The 18,951-nt window shown below is 69.6% G+C and carries 18 protein-coding genes and 3 pseudogenes; 4 read left to right on the top strand and 17 right to left on the bottom strand.

Annotated features, from left to right (window positions below):
• Positions 1-302: site-specific integrase (locus BMG523DRAFT_RS19145; RefSeq protein WP_043591828.1), on the bottom strand; the 302-nt coding region annotated here is incomplete at its 3' end.
• A gap of 420 nt (positions 303-722) precedes the next feature.
• On the opposite strand from BMG523DRAFT_RS19145, the gene BMG523DRAFT_RS19135 reads away from it, so the two are divergent.
• Complete coding sequence (locus BMG523DRAFT_RS19135) at positions 723-1,175, top strand: deaminase (RefSeq protein WP_011436565.1); 453 nt, start codon at positions 723-725, stop codon at positions 1,173-1,175.
• Between the two features lie 523 nt (positions 1,176-1,698).
• Here BMG523DRAFT_RS19135 and BMG523DRAFT_RS19130 read toward each other — a convergent pair.
• The 5 genes from BMG523DRAFT_RS19130 to BMG523DRAFT_RS26680 all read right to left on the bottom strand — a co-directional run bounded on the left by BMG523DRAFT_RS19130 (position 1,699) and on the right by BMG523DRAFT_RS26680 (position 5,710).
• Positions 1,699-2,187 (bottom strand): hypothetical protein, encoded by a 489-nt coding sequence (locus BMG523DRAFT_RS19130; RefSeq protein ID WP_035913025.1) that lies wholly within the window; start codon positions 2,185-2,187, stop codon positions 1,699-1,701.
• Positions 2,188-2,267: 80 nt separating this feature from the next.
• Entirely contained in the window at positions 2,268-2,792 is a 525-nt protein-coding gene (locus BMG523DRAFT_RS19125; RefSeq protein WP_011436562.1) for a DUF6328 family protein, read from the bottom strand.
• A gap of 10 nt (positions 2,793-2,802) precedes the next feature.
• The gene (locus BMG523DRAFT_RS19120) at positions 2,803-3,396 is read right to left on the bottom strand and encodes a hemerythrin domain-containing protein (RefSeq protein ID WP_011436561.1); all 594 of its coding nucleotides are present in this window, start codon (positions 3,394-3,396) and stop codon (positions 2,803-2,805) included.
• Positions 3,397-3,589: 193 nt separating this feature from the next.
• The gene (locus tag BMG523DRAFT_RS19115; protein WP_011436560.1) at positions 3,590-4,057 is read right to left on the bottom strand and encodes a hypothetical protein; all 468 of its coding nucleotides are present in this window, start codon (positions 4,055-4,057) and stop codon (positions 3,590-3,592) included.
• Positions 4,058-4,462: 405 nt separating this feature from the next.
• Positions 4,463-5,710 carry a universal stress protein gene (locus BMG523DRAFT_RS26680; RefSeq protein WP_011436559.1) on the bottom strand — a complete coding sequence of 416 codons (1,248 nt, stop codon included), beginning with the start codon at positions 5,708-5,710 and terminating at the stop codon, positions 4,463-4,465.
• A 250-nt stretch (positions 5,711-5,960) separates the two neighbouring features.
• Here BMG523DRAFT_RS26680 and BMG523DRAFT_RS19105 point away from each other — a divergent pair, with 250 nt between their 5' ends.
• Positions 5,961-7,172: an EAL domain-containing protein gene (locus tag BMG523DRAFT_RS19105; protein WP_011436558.1), complete on the top strand. Its 1,212-nt coding sequence runs from the start codon at positions 5,961-5,963 to the stop codon at positions 7,170-7,172.
• Between the two features lie 48 nt (positions 7,173-7,220).
• Here the strand turns inward: BMG523DRAFT_RS19105 and BMG523DRAFT_RS19100 are convergent, their stop codons facing one another.
• The 4 genes from BMG523DRAFT_RS19100 to lipB all read right to left on the bottom strand — a co-directional run bounded on the left by BMG523DRAFT_RS19100 (position 7,221) and on the right by lipB (position 11,586).
• Positions 7,221-7,670: an ATP-binding protein gene (locus tag BMG523DRAFT_RS19100; protein WP_023842000.1), complete on the bottom strand. Its 450-nt coding sequence runs from the start codon at positions 7,668-7,670 to the stop codon at positions 7,221-7,223.
• A 182-nt stretch (positions 7,671-7,852) separates the two neighbouring features.
• Positions 7,853-8,488, bottom strand: a complete 636-nt coding sequence (locus BMG523DRAFT_RS19095; protein WP_011436556.1) for an alpha-ketoglutarate-dependent dioxygenase AlkB — start codon at positions 8,486-8,488, stop codon at positions 7,853-7,855.
• A 65-nt stretch (positions 8,489-8,553) separates the two neighbouring features.
• Entirely contained in the window at positions 8,554-10,563 is a 2,010-nt protein-coding gene (locus tag BMG523DRAFT_RS19090; protein ID WP_023842001.1) for a protein kinase, read from the bottom strand.
• Between the two features lie 219 nt (positions 10,564-10,782).
• On the bottom strand, positions 10,783-11,586 hold the full coding sequence (gene lipB / locus BMG523DRAFT_RS19085) for a lipoyl(octanoyl) transferase LipB (protein WP_023842002.1): 804 nt from the start codon (positions 11,584-11,586) through the stop codon (positions 10,783-10,785).
• Positions 11,587-11,711: 125 nt separating this feature from the next.
• Here lipB and BMG523DRAFT_RS19080 point away from each other — a divergent pair, with 125 nt between their 5' ends.
• Positions 11,712-12,125 carry a DUF2784 domain-containing protein gene (locus BMG523DRAFT_RS19080; RefSeq protein ID WP_011436553.1) on the top strand — a complete coding sequence of 138 codons (414 nt, stop codon included), beginning with the start codon at positions 11,712-11,714 and terminating at the stop codon, positions 12,123-12,125.
• A 164-nt stretch (positions 12,126-12,289) separates the two neighbouring features.
• Here the strand turns inward: BMG523DRAFT_RS19080 and BMG523DRAFT_RS19075 are convergent, their stop codons facing one another.
• The 3 genes and pseudogenes from BMG523DRAFT_RS19075 to BMG523DRAFT_RS19070 form a co-directional block, all read right to left on the bottom strand.
• Positions 12,290-13,006, bottom strand: coding sequence for a metal-dependent hydrolase (locus BMG523DRAFT_RS19075; RefSeq protein WP_368671125.1), 717 nt, complete (start codon positions 13,004-13,006; stop codon positions 12,290-12,292).
• A 110-nt stretch (positions 13,007-13,116) separates the two neighbouring features.
• A pseudogene (locus tag BMG523DRAFT_RS27485) lies at positions 13,117-13,245 on the bottom strand (GNAT family N-acetyltransferase); the annotation flags it as partial.
• Positions 13,246-13,727: 482 nt separating this feature from the next.
• A complete protein-coding gene (locus BMG523DRAFT_RS19070; protein WP_368671124.1) occupies positions 13,728-14,903 on the bottom strand; it encodes an IS4 family transposase in 1,176 nt (391 codons plus the stop codon).
• A 217-nt stretch (positions 14,904-15,120) separates the two neighbouring features.
• Between BMG523DRAFT_RS19070 and BMG523DRAFT_RS19065 the strand changes: the two genes are divergently transcribed.
• Positions 15,121-15,441, top strand: a complete 321-nt coding sequence (locus BMG523DRAFT_RS19065) for a hypothetical protein (RefSeq protein ID WP_011436548.1) — start codon at positions 15,121-15,123, stop codon at positions 15,439-15,441.
• Positions 15,442-15,539: 98 nt separating this feature from the next.
• On the opposite strand, the gene BMG523DRAFT_RS19060 is transcribed toward BMG523DRAFT_RS19065, so the two are convergent.
• The 4 genes and pseudogenes from BMG523DRAFT_RS19060 to BMG523DRAFT_RS19045 form a co-directional block, all read right to left on the bottom strand.
• Positions 15,540-16,094: a Uma2 family endonuclease gene (locus tag BMG523DRAFT_RS19060; RefSeq protein WP_011436547.1), complete on the bottom strand. Its 555-nt coding sequence runs from the start codon at positions 16,092-16,094 to the stop codon at positions 15,540-15,542.
• Positions 16,095-16,404: 310 nt separating this feature from the next.
• Positions 16,405-16,986: pseudogene (locus BMG523DRAFT_RS19055) on the bottom strand (helix-turn-helix domain-containing protein); the annotation flags it as partial.
• A gap of 242 nt (positions 16,987-17,228) precedes the next feature.
• Positions 17,229-17,540 (bottom strand): annotated as a pseudogene (locus tag BMG523DRAFT_RS19050) (IS5/IS1182 family transposase); the annotation flags it as partial.
• A gap of 14 nt (positions 17,541-17,554) precedes the next feature.
• Entirely contained in the window at positions 17,555-18,946 is a 1,392-nt protein-coding gene (locus BMG523DRAFT_RS19045) for an NF041680 family putative transposase (protein WP_051623953.1), read from the bottom strand.
• Positions 18,947-18,951 lie beyond the last annotated feature (5 nt).

The following is an 18,951-nucleotide window of genomic DNA, read 5'->3' as shown; positions in this document are numbered from 1 at the left end:
TTGGTCGCCTGCCCGAGCCACAGCACGAAGTCCCGGACCTCCGCCGGACTCACCCGGTCCCAGGCCACTCCAACCGCGACCAGAAACCGCCACCACCGCAGCAACGCCAGCGCATAGCTGCGCACCGAGTTCGCCGACCGGCCCTGCGCGACGAAGTCCCGTAGGAAGACCTCGACCGGCTCGACCGGCTCACCGAGGCCGTCGACCAGCCTCCACGGCACCACGCCGTCGGACGCGACCACGCTTCCCCACAGCGGAAGCCGGATCGCCTCGATCACCCGATGATCGCTGTCCTCAAACACCCAGCACCCTCCAAGATCAGAGAGATGCAGACTGTTCCGACCTGTCCGACCCTGCCCTACGACACGCCGTTCGACCTCAGGAAAGTCCGGTCAACAGTTCCGTGATGACGATCCGATCGAACAGCGGACAGCACGCTGCCACGCGTCCCGGGCCTGCCACGCTCCCGAGCGTGGGCTTTGCTGGAGGTGGTGGCTATACCGCGCAGCGTTATCTGCAATGAGCTTTAGGCATTGACATCGACACGGACGGTGCTACGGTTCGCGCGTTGACCGCCCGCCGCGTACGGATCGGGGAAGGCGGCCAGGGATGACGACGCCACGCCCGCGACGCAGTTGCACCCACTGCGGCCACCGGCACGCCACCGGCCATCCGGTCCACCGCCCTGCGGGACCGGACCCCAGGGAAGGAGGAGCCGCTCCATGCCCCAGCTCGACGATCACCGTTGGATGACCCGGGCCATCGAACTCGCCCACCGCTGCCCACCCGCCGCCGGCGCCTACTCCGTGGGCGCCGTCATCGTCGACAAGAACAACCAGGAGATCGCCTTCGGCTTCTCCCGCGAGGTCGACGACGCGGTACACGCCGAGGAGTCCGCACTCGCGAAGATCGGCCCGGGCGACCCTCGGCTCGCCACCGCGACGATCTACAGCACCCTCGAACCCTGCTCCCAGCGCAAGTCCCGGCCCCGCACCTGCACCCAGCTCATCCTGGAAGCAAAGATCCCGCGAGTGGTCATCGCCTGGCGCGAACCCAGCCTCTTCGTCGCCGACTGCCAAGGCTACGAACTCCTCACCCAGGCGGGCGTCACCGTCGTGGAACTACCCGAGCTCGGTGAACAGGCCCGCGCCATGAACGCCCACCTGTCAGTCTGATCCAATTTCGGCTGACGTCCGCTCGGCCTCGGAACGCTCTGGGCCGGTGTCCGCCGCGGTCCGTTGCCCCACGGGGTGGGAAGTTAGTGCCAGGGGTGGAGCGCGCAGGCGCTCGGCAACCCGCGCCACGACCGCGGGATCCGTACTGAAGGTGGTGTCCGGCAGGCCCGGCGCGCGTGCCGGAGCGGTTCTGGCACACCGACCAGATGCGTGATGCCTTCGCGGCCCAGCACATAGGCCGGGTCTCCGCGGCCTATCGCCTGCACCCCCACCACCTCCGGGCCCATCAGCCAGGAACGGCTGGGTCGGTGGCACACCCTGACGCAGGCCCAGGTCAGCCGGATCGAGAGCGGGCCACCTATCCGTGATCTTGACCGGCTGGCGCACTGGGCGCGGACCCCGCGGATGCCGCCGCACCTGCTGTGGTTCGACCTCCCCGGGCGACCCCGGCCGACGCCGGTGACCGTCGCGCTGGCCGCCCGGCCCAGCGGGCAGCTGTCACCGCCGGTCCCGGCGGCCGCGTTCACCCGGTGCCAGTCGCCCTGGTGGTACCAGCAGCAGTCCCGCCCGCCGCGGCGCGGGCGGATCTGGCGTACCCGCCGGCGCCGCGGTCCGCGTCGACCGGAGCACCGACCAGAGCGGCCAGCGTCTGGTCGGTCAGCCTGCGCCACCGAGGGTTCGCCGGCGTGTGTGGGCCGGTGACCGTGAACAGCACCTGGGTGAAGGCGTCGGCCGTGCTGTTGACGAACTGGCGCTGGACCCAGATCGGCGGCTCGGGATCGTCCGGGAGGTACCGCATCCACACCGCCGCTGCGTAGCGCTCGGCGCCGTTCATCAGCGACAAGCCTTCCCGCTCCGGCTGGGTCACGACAGCCACCGGCCGCAGGCCAGTCGCCGTGAACAGTTGCAACCGGAACGTCGTCGGACCCAGCGCCCGCGCGACGGTGAACATGTGCTCGTCGACCACCCGGGTCCGGGGTGATGCCGCCGTCGCCATGGCGCCCAGTTTCACGCGACGGGCAGCGTCAAGCCCGTGCCAAGAGCGGGTACCTGTCCGCACGGCAAGCCGCTGCGAACCGTCTGGGCACCCGGCTACGGTCCGGACGCCCAGCCGCCGGCGGCGAGGCGGATGGCGGCGGGCACGACGGCCCACAGCACGACCAGCACGACGAAGGTGCAGCCCCCGGCGATCCAGCCGGCCGGCGCCCCCCTGACCACGTCGAAGATGAGCAGGACGACCCCGGAGACGGCCACGGCGAACAATGCCAGGCCCACCTGGGCGAGCCGGTTCGCCACCCGGATCAGCGTCTCCTTCTCCTTGCGCCGGAAGACCGCGCGGTGCAGGCTCACCGGCATGATGAGCAGCCCGGTGGCGCTGACCGTCAGCAGCACGATCACGAGATAGAGCGACTTCTGCTCGTTGCTCAACGTCGTGAACCGCTGCTGGAACGGGATGGCGAGCAGGAAGGCGGTCAGCAGCTGCACGCCCGTCTGGACGACGCGCAACTCCTGCAGCAGATCTCCCCAGTTGCGGTACCGGCGTTGCGCCGGGGTCTCCGAAGGGTCCGGCCCGCCGTTCGAGGAGCTCCCCCGGGCGGTGGAACTCCTCGCCGTCATCCCGCCGCCGTCATCCCGCCGCCGCCGTCTGCCGCCGAGCGTCGCGCAGCCGGTCGACGAGGGACACCACCGGCCCGAATACCCGCTGAGCGGTGGGGGATCCCGCGACCGAGGGGTGCGGATGGGTGGGGGCGATCGCCTGAATGGCCCGCAGTCTGCGGCCCAGGCGCACGAGTTCGGATTCGGGACGGACCTGGCGCAGCGCCTCGAACTCCTCCCGCTCCTCGCGCTCGGCGTGTTCCAGCACCGTGTGCTCGAACGCGGCGAGCTTGGCCCCGAACTCGACGCTGCTCGCCTCCATCCGATCGAGGTCGGCGAGGTCCCGACTCGCAGCCTTCTCCTCGTGGTTGCGGGCATCGGTCACCTCGGGCCCCACCACCTGCCGGCTGATCGGGCGCAGCACCACCTCCTCGCCGGTCTCGTGGGCCGCGAGCAGCGCCCGCAGCTCGTCGAACGTCTCCTGGCGGCGTCGGCCCGTCGACGTCCTGACCTTCCCGAACAGCTCGCGGATCTCGGCATGCTGCGCGAGCAGGATCCCGACCACATCGTCCTCGGGGAGCTGACTCGCCCGGGTTCGTTCCCTCGTGGCCTTGCTGACCGTCATCGCACTCTCCTCATCGCGGACCGCGCACCGGACCGTGTCCCTGCTGGCCTGCCCGCTTGGCGGGAACAGGAACCTGGTCCGAGCGGGGGATGCGCCGGACCGGGATGTCCAGGCCCAGGGATGGGCGCTCTGAGAGGAGAGCAGGAGGTTCTTCGGAATTCGGAATCAGGAGGTTCGTCGGCGCCGGGCGGGTCTACCGGCGTTCGAACATCCAGGCCGCGGCCAGCGCTACGCCGACCACGATCCCGACGAGCAGCGCCCCGCCGAACACGAAGAAACCGACCGTCCTGATCAGGGCGATCGCGATCGGCAACGCCGCGGCCAGCAGGAACACGCCGTGGGTGCGCACCGGCGTGTTCACCATGGCGATGATCTTGCGCGGGCCTGTCACCCGGTTGACGTTCAGCTCGTCGGACACCGACGGCATGAGCCGGATCGTCGTCCACGTCAGCAGGACGAAGGCGATCGACAGCCCGAGGGCGTAGAGGAGCCCCACGCCGCGGCCGAAGGCGTCGAACGCCGCACCGGCGCCGATCACGGTGATCATCAGCGGGACGTACCAGGAGGTGGTGCGGTCCTGCCGGGCCTGACCGGCGAGCCAGCGCGCCTGGGCGAACCGTTCGCCGCGCCGACCGGAACCGCCATAGTACTGATCCGCCATAGTCGCTCGACGCTCCCCTCCCACGGCCGGCGCCGTGATGCCCCCGTACCTCACGGGGACATCACGCCCCGATCTGCCCATCCTCCCCCAAGACGAGGGAAAGCCGGGCCGTTTCGGGAGGATCACCTGCCCGCCGCGCCGTCACCGCTGGATCGCGGGCCGCGCTCGGCGGGCCGCGAGAGCCGACACCGCAGGTGGCGCGGCAGGTGGCGCGGCAGGTGGCGCCGCCGGTGACCCGCCGTCCACCCGCTCGGTACGTGCCCGATCGGGCATCCCCGCCCGGGGCCCTCGATCTCGGCCCACGACCCGAAAGCTCGCGGCTCACGGCCCAAGAGCCCACGACCCGAGGGAAAGGGACTCGCACCGGGTCGAAGGTCCGCCGCGGCGGAGTCACCACACGTCGCACTAATCACTACACGTCGTACTTCCGGGCGTGCGGATGACCGCGACCGCGCACTGGGCGTGTGTCACACACTGTGAACTGATGGAGCCCAGCAGCAGCTCGGCGAATCCGCCGCGGCCCCGGGCTCCGATGACCAGGAGCTGCGCCCCCGCCGCGGCCCGCAGCAGGCTGGACGCGGCCGCTCCGCGGATCAGGTCCGTGCGCACATCGAGATCACCCGGCTCGGGCAGACCCACGCGCACCGCCTCGTCCAGCACGGCTCGCGCGGCGCCTTCGAGGGCGGCGTCGACGAGGGCCGTTCCGCCGGATCCCGTCGCATCGAGCGCGGGACCCCCGAACGCGGGACCCCCGAACGCCGACCCCCCGAACGCCGACCCGCCGAGCGCCGCATCGGCGGACCCCGGGTCACCAAATCCTGGACGATCATCGAGTACCGTGCCCCCCGATGCCGTGCCCCGAACTCCACGGCCGGCGAATCCCGGAGCGAAGCCCGTTTCGCCCGGGTCCGTCCGGATGGATCCGGTCCCGCCCGGATCCGTGTCGCCGAGCCCCGCACCAGCCGACGCCGCACCAGCCGGCGCCGCACCAGCCGGCCCGGCACGAACGGCCCCAGCGCCCACCGTGGGTACCGCACCAGCGGACCTGGCACCGCAGAGTCCCAGCCGGACAACGCACTCCGGTGGCAGCGGCGCCCAGGCGTGCATGATGCGCAGCGACGCCCGGCGCAGCGCCGCCTCCTGGGCGGCCCACCGCAGCGCGGCCAACGAGCAGGCGGACCCGTCCACCCCGACGACGACGGGCCCGCTCTCGGCCGGCTCCGCCGACCTGCCGTGGACCACGACCACCGGCACCGACGCCCCGTACACGCACGCCATGCTGACCGAACCGGCCGGCAGGCGGCGCGGCCGGTCACGGCCGCGGGCACCGAGGACGAGCATGACCGCGCCCTCCGACTCGGTCAGTATCGTGTCCACCGGGCTCCCGTACACGGTCCGCTCGACGATCCAGGCGTCGGGCTGGGCCTCGCGGACCCGGTTGACGACGTCGTGCAGCATCCACTGGGCCGTCCAGCGGGGATGCTCCGGTGAGGTGGCGGGCGGCGGCTTCACCCGCGTGCAGAACGGGCCGGCCGCGGCCCAGACGAGCACGGCACGCACCCGCGCGCTACAACGACGCCCCGCGCGCACGGCCCACCGCAGCGCGCGCTCGGCATCTGTCGACCCGTCGATCCCGACCACGATGTCCGCCACGCGACACCGCCTCCCCTCCGAGCATCCTCGCTCGCCGAGCAGGCATCCGTCCCGATCCCGTGTCTACTACAACACGAAGAGACAACGGACGCGAGGGGAGACAGACGGGAGACAGTGGATGGATCTCCCGGCAGTGGCGGACGCCGGTCATGAACAGGTCGATATCGTTCATGAAACGGTAACAGATCTCGGTGCCGACCAGGGTGTGCGCGGAAAACCCGAGGGAACACCAGGAGAGGAGGTGGTACGGATGTCGGTCCGTCCAACCCCCGCCTCGGTGCTCGGGCCGAAGGCCGAGGTTCCCGAGCCGGCGACGGCGGTGGTGGAGCTGCTGGGGATACTGCGCCGCCATCTGGGCATGGATCTTGCCTGGCTCGGTCGCATCGAGGCGGACGTCCTCGTCGTGCAGGTCATCAACGGGGACGGCGCGTCGTTCCAGCTGGCCCCGGGCTCCACCGTTCGGCGCGAGAGCGCCCTGTTCGGACGCGTCCTGTCCGGTGAGTTTCCCACCGTCATCCCGGACACCCGAGCCGATCCGCGCATCCTGCGACTGCCCGTCGTCGACGAACTCGACGTGGGGGCCTACGCCGCCGTGCCGGTGGTCGACAGCGACGGCATCGTCTACGGCCTGGCCGGCTGTCTCGGGCACGGGCCGCATCCGCACCTGCGGCCGCGCGACGGCCGGTTCCTGCGGATGATCGCGGAGATCCTCGGCGATTCCGTGACCGACCTGCACCGGATGTGGGAGGTCCGCAGCCGCGTCTGGCGCGACGTCAGCCATGTGATCGACGGCGGGGGGCCCGCGCTCGCCTTCCAGCCGGTGCTCGACCTCGAACACGGAAAGATCATCGGAGTGGAGGCGCTGTCCCGGTTCTCGGACTACGCCCGCAGCCCGTCACAGTGGTTCACCGCGGCAGGCTCCGTCGGCCTCAACGTCGATCTCGAACTCGCCGCGGTCCGACGCGCGCTCGCCGTGCTGCCCCGGCTGCCGACGCACATGATCCTCGCGATTAACGTCTCGGCGACGACCCTCTCGGCCGGCCTGGTGGACATGATCATGAACGAGGATGCCGAACGCATCCTCGTGGAGATCACCGAGCACGAACGGATCGGCGACACTCCGGCGATCAACCGCGACATCGAGCACCTGCGCCGGCTCGGCGTCCGCATCGCCGCCGACGACGTGGGTACCGGCTATGCCGGGCTGGAACAGCTCGTCCGGCTGCGACCGGAGATCATCAAGATGGACTGCTGCCTGACCCAGGGCATCGACACCGACCCGGCCCGGCGGGCCGTGGCCGCCGGGCTGGTGCACGTCGCCAAGGAGATCGGAGGCAGCGTGGTCGCCGAGGGCATCGAGACCGCGGCCGAACTCCAGGCCACCCGGGAGACCGCGATCCCCTACGGCCAGGGCTTCCTTCTCGGCCCGCCCACCCCCGTCCTGCCCGAGGCCGTCAGGTAAGCCCCGGCGTCAGGTAAGCCCCGGCGCGCCCGGCCGCAGCGGCGGCGGTCAACCATCGACGGCGGGGCTCTCCCGACGCAACCGGAACCAGACGACCTTCCCGTCGCCGGGGATGACGTCGGCGCCCCAGGTCTCAGCGAGCTCGGCCACCAGGTGCATACCCCGCCCGCCGAGCGAGTCGGTGTCGACCTGCTGCACCTGCGGGAGGCGGCTGTCCGGATCCTGGACGCCGACCCACACCTGGTGGTCGGTTGTCCGGATCTCCAGAACCGGCTCACCGCGGCCGTGCACGACGGCGTTGGTGACCAGTTCGCTGGCGAGCAGCACGACGATCTCGGTCAGCTCCGCCGCGAAGCCGGTGCCGGCGAGGCCCGCGGCCAGCCGGACCCGGGCCTGCCGGGGCGCGATCGGGCTGAGCGGCAGCACGAACCTGTCCAACGGCTCGCCGGGCTCGCCGGGCTCGCCCGACTCGCCGGGCAGCTCCGGTTTACCCGTCATGTGAAAGACATTTCCTTGCAATCATGTGGATAAACCCGGTGTCGGAGCTCAGTCCGTGACCCGCGCGAGCACCTCGTCCCAGTCCCGCAGGAAACGATCGAGACCGTACCGGGCCAGGGCCGCCCGCCGGGCCTTCTTCCCGTACGCCCGAGCGAGGTCCACCGAAGCGGGAACGGTCCAGCTCAGCGCACGCCGCGCGGGCGGAACTGAACGCTGATCCGCGGCCCGACCGGCCGCGCCGTCTTGGGCACGGCATGATCCCACGTGCGCTGGCAACTGCCTCCCATCACGAGCAGGTCGCCGTGGCCCAGGTCGTGCCGGATCGCCGGGCCGCCCCCGCCCCGCGGCCGCAGCAGCAACGCACGCGGGGCGCCCAGGACGGCGATCGCGACCATGGTGTCGCGGAACCCACCCGGCCCGACGCGATCGCCATGCCAGGCCACACTGTCACGCCCGTCGCGATACAGGCACAGCCCGGCGGTAGCGAAGCCCTCGCCCAACTCGGCCGCATAGTGCTCGTCGAGGACCCGCTTCGCCGCGCCGAGCGCCGGATCGGGCAGCGACGCACGCTCGTCGTAGAAGGCGAGCAGCCGGGGAATGTCGACGACCCTGTCGTACATCGTCCGCTGCTCCGCCCGCCAGGGGACACGATCGCGCAGCCGCTCGAAGAGCACGTCGGCTCCAACGATCCAGCGGGGCCGCACATCGACCCACGCACCCCGCGCGAGCCCGACTCGTCGGACGGACGTCCCGAGTGGGCCGACCTCGATCGCCGGGGCGTCATCGAGCAACGAGGCCTGGAACGCCGCGATCTCCATGCTTCGACACTGCCAAACACACGTTCGAAGACAGGTCTGCGACAAGCCCGAAGGCCCGAAGGCCGTCACAGGTTGACAGGCGAGTAATCGGAGCAGGAATAGACGAGGGTAGCCGGCGGGGTCCCCTCGAACCGCATCGTTCCGATGTACGTCGCCCCCGTCGGCGACTTCCGCGAGGTCTTCAGCTCCACGACAGGCCTACGGATCCCGCTTTCCAACCGAAGGCACGACGTAACCGGCACCCGGAGGTCCGCCGCTCCCGCTGCGGCGAAAAACACGACCGTCCGACCGGCTCCGACGCGTACCTCCAGCACGTTCACGAAGTAGTTGTCGTCGTAAACGCTCACCGCCACCGATGGCATCGTCACCGTGCCGAGGAGCGCGGCCGAGTAGTCCGCCTGGCACGAGTAGCGGAAACGGTAGCTTCCCGGCAGCGCGAGCGAGAACGTCAGTGTTCCGGAATACCGTCCGGAGGAGCTCACCGGCACGTCGGCCTGGACGGGAAACAGCCGGAGCTCGCGAGAACCCGACGAGACCAGCACGCAGGATGTCCGCGGATCCCGCAGGTCGCTACGGCCGGTCGCGTCGAATCCGACCCGCAGCAGGAAGCCGTCCTGCCGGCTTCTGGTGAGAGTTGCGTAATAGTCGGCGCTGTACTGCGACACCCCGGGCGCGGCGGCGGAGAAGGAGGGCACGACGGTGAGCTCCTGGGACGGTCGGGGGGAGCCTGCTGCAGTGGCCGAACTCGTTCGCGCCCCGGTCCCCGCACTGGTCCCCGCACCGCTCGCGGCCCCGCTCCCCGCCCCGCTCGCGGCCGCGGACGGCGATACCCTCGGGACGCCGTCTTCCGGTCCGGTCGCGGCCACCGTCGCGGACGCGGTGCCGGTCAGGGACCCGTCGCCCGGATGGGCGCCGACACCACCGCGGGCGAGGAACACCCCGGCCAGGATCGCGAGGACGGCTGTCAACGTCCCGGCCACGAGCCACACCCGTCCTGAGGGACGGCCAGGCGCCCCGGGCAGCCCAGGTGCCCCAGGCGCCCCGGGCAGCCCAGGCGTCCCAGGCATCCCGGAGTCAGGCCACCGCGAACCGCCTGCCTCCGGCTCGCCGACGGGCGGCAGCAGGGCCGTTGCCGGTCGCGAGACCGTAGGTACCCGCGGCAACGGCGGTGTCGGTACCTGTGCCGGCGGTGGTAGCTGTGCCGGTGTCGGTGTCGGTACCTGTGCCGGCACCAGCACCGGTGATGCCGGTCCCCCGGCCGCGAGGGAGGCGAGGGCGCGCGCGGCAGCCGCGGCATCCAGCCGGACTACCGGGTCCTTCTCGAGCATCGCATCCAGCACCGGCCGAAGTGGACCGGCGAGCACGGTCGGGCGCGGCGGTTCGAACAGGATCGCGCTGAGCAGCCCGGCGGTCGTGTCGGCCTGGAACGGTAACCTCCCCTCCACCATCTGGTAAAGGGTGACTCCCAGGGAGAACACGTCACTACGCCCGTCCGCGGGCTGACCGCCAAGCCGTTCGGGAGCGACATAGGCGATGGTGCCGACCACTCCGGCGGCGGTCATCCGACTGTCGTCGTTGTGCGCGGCGATACCGAAGTCGGTGACGAGTGCCCGGCCACTCTCCGCCAACAGGATGTTGCCCGGTTTGATGTCGCGATGAACGACGCCCTTCGCATGGGCGAAGGCGAGGGCATCGGCGACCGCCGCTCCGATCGACGCTGTCTCATCCGGCCGTAGCCCGCCCGATCCCCGCAGCCGGTCCGCTACCGACCGAGCCGGGATGATGAGGTCCATGACGATCCACGGCAGCCCGCCGTCCTCGACCACGTCATGGACGCTGACGATCCCGGGGTGACCCCGAAGGCGGGCGGCGTTCATCCCTTCCCGCCGTGCGCGGGCGATCCGTTCGGTCCACTCCCCCGGCGTGGAGTCGACGGGGATCGAGACTTCCTTGAGCGCGACGTCGACCCGCAGCATCTGGTCGGTCGCCCGCCAGACGGCCCCCATCCCGCCAGCCCCGAGGCGGTCCTGGAGTCGGTAACGGCCGGCGACGACCAGTCCCGCATGGCCTACCACGGTTCTCCCCGATCCTCCCCGTCCGTGCCGTCCGTGCCGTCCGTTCTGGACGGCTACTTTAGTGAGGGTTCCGTGGATGTCTCCCCGCCGGCCCGGTCGACCCGGTCGACCTGATCCCGACTTACCAGGTCGCCGATCGCGCACTCGTCGTGGGGCCGCCGAATTCAGGGGAGGAAATAACGGTCCAGGGGCCACCGACCGTACCCAGGTCCCCCGAACTCAGGTTCGACCGGCTCGGGTCCCCGTGCCCAGATCCCCCGAGCTCAGGTTCGGCGCCGGGGGGTGCGGGGCGTTGCGTGCGCCGAGCATCTCGGCGGCGATCTCGCGGACCTCGGCCATGCTCGGGACGGCGTGCCCCGCGTCGGTCAGCTCCCGCTGCACGGAGGTCATCTCCACCTCGGGCATGCCGCAGGGCGTCGCCCAGGTCCATGGCCGCATGTCGCAGTCGACGTTGAGCGCGAATCCGTGGCTGGTCACCTTGCGCGTGCACCGCAGGCCGATGGACGCGATCTTCCGGTTGGTCCGGCGGGTCCAGACCCCCGTGAGCTCGACGGACCCGGGCGGGGTGTCCCGCCGCTCGGCCGGAATGCCGAGCGCCTCGACCGTGTCCACCAACCGGGCCTCCAACAGCCGCAGGAACGGCACCACCGCGTTCATCGCGCCGATATGACACATCACGTAGCCCACCAGCTGGCCGGGGGCGTGGTACGTCAGCAGCCCACCCCGGTTGGTCTCGTGAACCGGGATGCCCAGCCCCGCGAGCGGGCGGTGCTCGGGCGGGGTCCGCTTGCCGACGGTGTAGACCGGCGGATGCGACAGGAACCACAGCGTGTCCGGCCGCACGCCGTCGATCCGTTCCCGCACCATCACCCGCATCCGTGCCATGGCAACCTCGTAGTCGACAAGATCGTCGTCGAGGCGCAGCAGGATCTCAGGCCAGGTCACCGGGCCCGGGCCCGGGCCCGGGCCGCTGTCCACCCCGTCGACGGCGTCCACCCGGTCGATAGCATTCGCGGGGTTCACGGCATTCACCTCTCCACCGTATGCCCGGTCCACCGTATGCCCGGTCCACCGTATGCCCGGGTTCCGGCGGTCCGGGCCGGGATGATCCCGCGCGGTCGGCGTACCGTGGCCCACAGGGAGCAGCGATGACGTACGATATTCTCGCCGACCTCGTCGTGGTGGCCCACCTGCTCGGGATCGCGTTCATCATCTTCGGTGGGCTGCTGGTCCGGCGGCGGCGCTGGCTGCTCTGGCTGCATGTGCCCGCCGTCATCTGGGGTGTAACGATCATCACGATCGGGTTCACCTGTCCGCTGACCCCGCTGGAGAAGTATCTGCGACGGCTCGATGGTCAACCGGCCTACCAGGGCGGTTTCATCGATCATTACCTTGCGGGCGTCCTCTACCCGGACGATCTCACCTGGCTCGTCCGCTCGCTGGCCGCGCTGATCGTGGTCGTTGCCTACGTGCGCGTCTGCCTGGACCTACACCGACGACGGTCCCGACCGACGGTGGACACCGGACCGGATCCGGCATCATCCGACCCCGGCCAGCGATGACCGTGATGACCGGCGGTGGGTCAGGCCGAGGCCGGCTACGACGTCACGGCACTGCGATGTCACGGCGCTACGACACCGCCACCGGCGCACCCCGAATACCCCAGCGGGCACACCGCCTACGCTGGCGCCGCCCAGCCGGTGTTCGCGGGGCGGCGCCGGGTGTCTCAACCGGCGGTGAGCCAGTGGGACACGGCGTCGCCCGTCACGACTCGCACGGTCAGGATTACCGCGGCGACCGCGAGAAGCGGAACGACGACCCAGTGTTCGATCCTGCCGTCCGTCCGGGGAACCAGGACTGTCTCCATCCGCCAGGTGACCGGCCAGAGAAGAGGGCAGCCGCGCGGGGTCAGGCAGTCCCCGGCCAGGTGGGCGAGACAGCCCAGGGTGACCGCGTAGCCGGCGAAGCTCATGTCAATGCCGTGCATGAGAAAGACAGCGACCCCGGCGGTCACGCAGTCCATGACGGACGACCAGTGCTCGTGCTTCTCGAAGTCCAGGCCGAGCCCACGTAACCCGAAGCCCACGAGGACGAGCAGCGCGGCCCACCACCCATACTCGAAACGGGCAGCCAGCAAGCCCATGACCACACCCATGCCGAGCGCGAAGAGGATCGAGTGGGTGGCGTGCCGGTGGCCACCGGCGGCCCTGCTGATCCACCTGCACATAACCCGGGTGACCGGCCCGAAGGTGTTGGCGATCCGACCGTGGGGATGGTCGATGTCGGGCAGAAGCGCCGCGCCCGCGGATACCACCGCGCCGGCGATCACCTGGGACGAGGACAAGGACACCGCGTGCGAGCCCAACCACTGCTCCCGGGACAGCAGGGGTGCGACGGCCAACCAGACCACCGCCCCGCTCAGGGCGTGGGTCCGTCCCATCATGGCAGCTCAACCTCAATGATCAGCATCGTCAGACTGTATCCAGCCGATCCAGCCGCCGCGCGCCGAGCGACGTTCGGCTGTCCCGTGGCAAGCGGGCTCCGCGTGTGGTCCTAGAAGCCGAGCCGCTGATACACGCCGTTGCTGGTCGGATCAGCCGGATCGGTGAACAGCAGGACCTCGTGCGCTCCCGCGTCCAGCGCAGCCTGGCTCACCGCTGCCGTCACAGCCCCGGCATAGCCCAATGGCGCTTAGTTAAGCGGTCCGAGCAAGGATGATCTTCGATTGTTGATCATGACGGATGCCGGTGTCTGTTGGGCGTTTGACTCGGTAGGCGCTGTGGCGGCCTCGTCTGATGGCGCGTGGGTACGTGCGGTGGCGGCGCACCGGGTTGAGCTGTTCGATGATCTCTGTGAAGATTTCCCGAAGCGCGTGCGTGTGGTCCTCAGTAGGGTCGGGGAATGGCGCGGTGGCCGTCGGCTCCGTTTCCATTCCCCGCCACATCGATCCGTGCATGCCGTTCTCCGGCACACGGCTCTCCGACGTTCTTCACCGTCGGCGTTCGGCCTTGCCTCGCCATGGCTTGTTCGGCCAGGGCGGAATGGGTCTGGCGGTCCGTGACATGACTAGTAGCCCGAGGTAGTTCTTCGACGACTAGCCGACGATCCAGCGTCCGATTTTCCCTCCGTGATCCCATGGGAAATGACCTCGCGATCCTCCGCCGTCAACACCGCGCCGCGCACCGAACCTCCAGATCAGTAGGCCACGTTCCTACCAGACCCGATCTATGACCGGATTCATACGTGGTGCACTGACCTATTGAGACCGAGCGGGCTTCGCCCCGCTGGTGGGTCTTCACCTCATCGAAGATTCTTTCAATTTCCCACCGCTCATGGTAGCCCGTGGCGAGTTCCACCGCGGATATATCGGTGTGGTCAAGGATGTTGGTGATGAGGCAGATCAGTTCTCCGGTGCCGGCTCCGGTGCGGTCGGGCACCGTGTATTCGATGACGCGGACGGGTGTCGCGTAGTCCTCGGGAAAATCGCGGCCCGCGCGGGCGTCGACGATGAGCTGTTCCCGCCGTTTCCCGCTTAGTTTCGGATTGATGACAATGGAGAGGTAGGAGCCGTCAGGGAGCGGTTGGATGACCGGTAGCGCGAGGTTGGACCTGACTCGCCAGAGCAGGTCCGCGCCGGTGTCAAGTGCCTGGTGCCACAGGTCGCGGCCGTAGAAGTTGCGGTCGGCGGTGAGGAGCATCCCGGGTTCGCAGGCGTCGAAGAGAGTGGCGGCGAGGGTGCGTTCGTCGCTCGCCCGGGGGCCGACCGCGGCGGCGAGGATCGCGTGCGTGCCGCATTCGGCGAGCGCGACAACATGGACCTGTGGCAGGGCGCTGGCCTTGTGTCCGTTGGTGTGCCGTCCGAACCTGGCCACGTTCTCGGGGGTGTCCGCGGCGTCGAGGAAGAACCCGTCGATCGCCGTCAGCCGCCGGGAACGCAGCCATGCGCCCTTGGTACCCCGCCCCGCGACCGGCACCGCGACACGTTCAAACAACAGTTTCAGAGGCGCGGCGCCGAGTCTGATCCGTGCCTGCGAGATCGCCCCGCTAGTTGGGACCTGCCAGTCACCCTTCCAGTTCCCCAGCCACCTCAACGCACCGGCGAGTTTACGCATGACTTCTTCGTAGTCATCGTCGAAGAAGAGGCACATCGCCATCGTGAAGTACACCATGACCCGGGCTGGCAGCAGCCTGGTACGCCGTTCCTGCCGTTTCGTCTCCACCAGCGCTTCATCGACGAGATCCCGGGGAACGATTCTGGCGAGCACACCGATCGAAATACGGTCGGTCAGCCGCTCGCTGTCCACGGCTGGCAATTCCACTACCTGACGAAGGCGCACCACACCCGGATGCTATCTGCCGACCGCCCGACTCCCGATGTGAACTCTCCGCCGCCCACTGATCGACGTTGAGGAACTGGACCGAACGCCGTGTTCGAAAATTGATCGACGCGGGATCGGACGTTGGCATGTCGGGATGGACAGGCGTCCCTCTAACTTAATCGAGCGGCATTGCCACCTCAGACTCATCCGCGTCGCCTCACCACAAAGGACCGCCCACATGATCAGACTCGCGTTTTACGGCAGGGTCTCCACCGAAGACCAGCAGGATCCAGAGGCCTCCCGTAACTGGCAGATCGCCCGCGCACGAGCCCTGCTGGTGATCCTGCGTGAAGCCGACTCCACCGGCAAGGCCGAGGTCTACCGTGAACTTGGCCTGAAGCTTATCTACGATCACGAAACAGAGACGATCACAGCCGAAGCCACACCAAGATCATCGGCGTGCGTAGTGTCTGTGTCCGAGGGGGGATTCGGCCACTACGCACACGCCCTTAACCAGCGCAGGCGCATACCGGTTGCCCGGCAAGCGGGCGACCGGTAACAGCCCGCGTGCCGGCCCTGCGTCACCGCCGCACCGAACACTCATGCGCCCCCGGAATCCTGCCGGCCGGCTTGCCCGGCAACGCCCAGCAGACGCCGCTACAACCGACCGAGATCGATCTTGACCGGGAAAGGTGCGGCAGCATCGACGGCGCCCGTGAAGACCTCAGCGCCACGGTACGTTCCGGTCGCCGGGTCGAGGACGTAGGTATAGACGACCGGGACGCCGGCGGGGGGCTGCTCGACCCGCCAGTAATACGAGATTCCAGCCTTCGCATACTGCTCGGCCTTGACAATCCGGTCGGTCGTCTCAGAGCCCGGTGAGACCACCTCGACGACGAGCAGAAGATGCTCGGGACGGGCCGACATGATGTCGATCGTGTCGGCGCGGTACACGGCCACGTCCGGACGCCGATTCGTCAACGGCACGTCCTGAAGCCGAACATCGACGTCGAAGTCCGCGTTCCAGCCCGGCCCGGCAGCAGCCTCCAACGCGACCGCGAGGATCTTGACCAGCCGGTTGTGACGCTTGGACGCGCTGGGGCTCACAACGACCGTCCCGTCCACGATCTCGATGCCCGCGCACCGCTCCTCGGACCAGGAGTCGTATTCCTCCGCCGTGATCTGCTGGTGCATCCAGGCAGGAGCGATCATCCCCGCAGTGATGGCACACCTCCTTCAGATGATCCAACAGACCTGATCCCCGCCGAACCAGCGTAGCGCCGTACCCTCTGTGTCTCGGCATCCTGCGGCAGCCCACCCGCACCCGCGAGGGTGGCTGGGACTGACCCGGGTGTGTCAAGAAAACGGCTCTGTCGCACATCCGGTTTGCGCCGTGAGGCGCTGTGGTTCGAGTGGAGGTGAGAGACCTTCACCGTCTGCCCTGTCGCTGCAGGGTGGGTGGAGCTGAGGGCTGCCTGGTCCGGGTAGTGCCGGTCTGGGTGGGAGCAGCCCTGACGAAGCCGGGACGTTTCAGTAGCGGTCCGAACTGGTCGAACGCGAAGCACCGGTTCGGACAGGTGCCGGTGAGGTACTCGATCCGGTCGAGCTTGCGGTTCTTGTCCGGGTCGGTGGACTCCTTCCACGTCCTCGTGCGTGGGAACGAGATCCGATGGTGGTGCAGGAGCTGCCGCAGCCGTTCCCGACCGATGGTGACGGTGCGGTCGGGGTTGTCGGCCAGGTAGGCGGCGAGCTTGCGCAGGCTCCAGTGCGTGAACGGCTGCCCGAGTCTCTCCGGGCGGGTGCGGGCCGTCGCCACGGCGAACACCTCGTCGTCAGAGCTGATCAGGCGGGGACGGCCTCCCGCCCAACGAGGGTCCAACGCGTCCAGGCCGATCTCGTTGAACCGGTGGATCACCCCCCGGACCGTGTCCTCGTCCGCCGCGACGAGACGAGCGATCGCGGGGACCGGGGTCCCACTCGCCGACGCCATGATGATCAGTGCGCGGCGGACTCGGATCGCGCCGTGTTTCCCGCGGCGCGCGATCGCTTGGAGTCGTTGGCCTTCCTCATCGGTCAGCCGCCGTGCCCGTACCGGCCGCGCCATCGCGGTTCACCTCCAGGGCTGGTCGCCGTCCTCATCGGGGATGGTGTGCCCGTGATCACCCGCCTCTACCTACTCCACGGCCGGAAACGTTCGTGGTCAGCGCACCAGCCGGGCAGGATCCGGTGGCGGAGAAGCGGGAAGTCAGCTCGGCGGTGCATCTGGCGCATGATCTTCTTGGTCTTGGTGTTGACGCCTTCGGTGCCACCGTGGCTGTAAGAGCCTGTCCTGGATCTTGAGTGATGTTAACGCTCTGTAGTGTCGCGGGGTTGCCAGCGTGGGACGGGATTCCCGCGAACGAGACGGCGGACCATGGTGCGGATCATCGCCCAGTGGATGAACGATGCGGAGGTGGCGGGGTGGCGTTCGTAGTCGCGGGCAAGCCGCCGGTGGGCGGTGAGCCAGNCAAGGGTACGTTCGACCACCCATCGTTTCGGCAGGGCCTCGAAGGTTTTCTGACCGGGTTTCTTCCGAACGATCTCGACGGTGGTCCTCATGATGGTCCGCGCCCATGCAACAGGCTNGCCAGCGAAACCGCCGTCGGCGAACAGATGACGGCGGCTACGATTCCTTAACCTGTCGGTCCTTCAGATCCTGCGGCTGTTGACCTGTCCGTGGTCTTCCCGACTGGTTGGATGATCGCTGGTCGTCGGTTGGTGCGGCCGGGTGGGCGTCCGGGGCCGGGTCGGGCGGGTTTCGGTGCGCGGGCCGGTAGCGGTGTCTTCGGGCGGAGGTTGCGGAATCCCCGGCGGGCACGGGCCGGAGTCAGCCTTGTGGGTTCAGCGGGTCGTTCCCAGGGGCGGCGCAGGTCGGTGGTGAGCGCGCGGGCGAGCCGGAGCTGGGTGTAGGCGGTGAGGACAAGCCAAGTCCAGCGGTCCGCCGCGGCGGGGTCCCGGATCTTCGGGGCGGTCCAGCCGAGGGTCTGCTTGACCATGCGGAAGGTGTGTTCCAGGTCGAATCTTCGCAGGAACGCCTGCCAGGCGCGGTCGACGTCGGCGCTGCCGGCGTCGGCGGTGGAGTGCCACAACCAGACCGGTTTCGGGCGCCGTTCGCCCGGGAGGCGGTCGACGACGAGACGGATCAGGGTGCCCTCGATGATCGGGAGCTGGCCGGTGTGGTGTTCCCATCCGCCACGGCGGGTCAGCCGGGGGTGGGCCCGGTCCCAGCAGGTGGCGACCGCGGTGCCGTACCGGCGGGTCTCGGTGGTCGTGGTGACCGTAGGGGTGGGCAGGCTGGCCGGGTCGGCCAGGGGCAGCTCGGGGCCGTGCCGTGGTGGCCGGCCGGACGCCTTCGGCGGCCGCGGGAGGACGGGCAGGCGGAAGACCCGGTCGGAACGCAGCCGGCCGACGAGGTCGACGGGCAGGCCGGCCAGCAGGAAGGCCAGGCGGGTGACGTCGTAGCCGGCGTCGAACACGACGAGGATGTTCGGATCACCGGCGGTGTGGTGGCCGACGGCTGCGAGCCGGCCGACCACGTCCCGGACCTGGGCGGCGGTCACCGTGGTGAGGTCGTCGTCGGGGCCGAGACGGACCGCGTCCAGCGGCGCCGTCCACGAGGTGCGGCCCGGTTCGAGGGCGGCGACGAACGAGTAGGGCCAGCCCGGGATCATCTGGGCGTTGCCCTTGCCCCGGCCGTAGGTGTGGCAGAACAGCCGGCCCGGGCTGGTGGCCGCGTCCGGGCGCAGCCACGGGCTGACGTCCACACCCAGCACGATCCGGCCGTCGGCGGCCCGCGGCAGCGGCAGCCCGGCCAGCGCGCGGCGCAGCCGGCTGATCTCGACCCGGCCGTGGTTGATCGCGCCGTACAACGCGCCGTGCCCTCGGCGGTGCTCCGCTGCCGGCGACAGGCCGACCAGGTCACGNACCGGGCCGTCCGCGCACAGCACGGCGTCGGTGAGCTCGAACAGGGCATCCGCCCGCCGGGTCAGACAGCCATAGAACTCCTGGCGGAACCGACACAGCACCCCAA

It is taken from the genome of Frankia sp. BMG5.23 (assembly GCF_000685765.2).
GTDB lineage: Bacteria > Actinomycetota > Actinomycetes > Frankiales > Frankiaceae > Frankia > Frankia casuarinae.
This window is presented reverse-complemented; position numbering and strand designations above follow the sequence as displayed.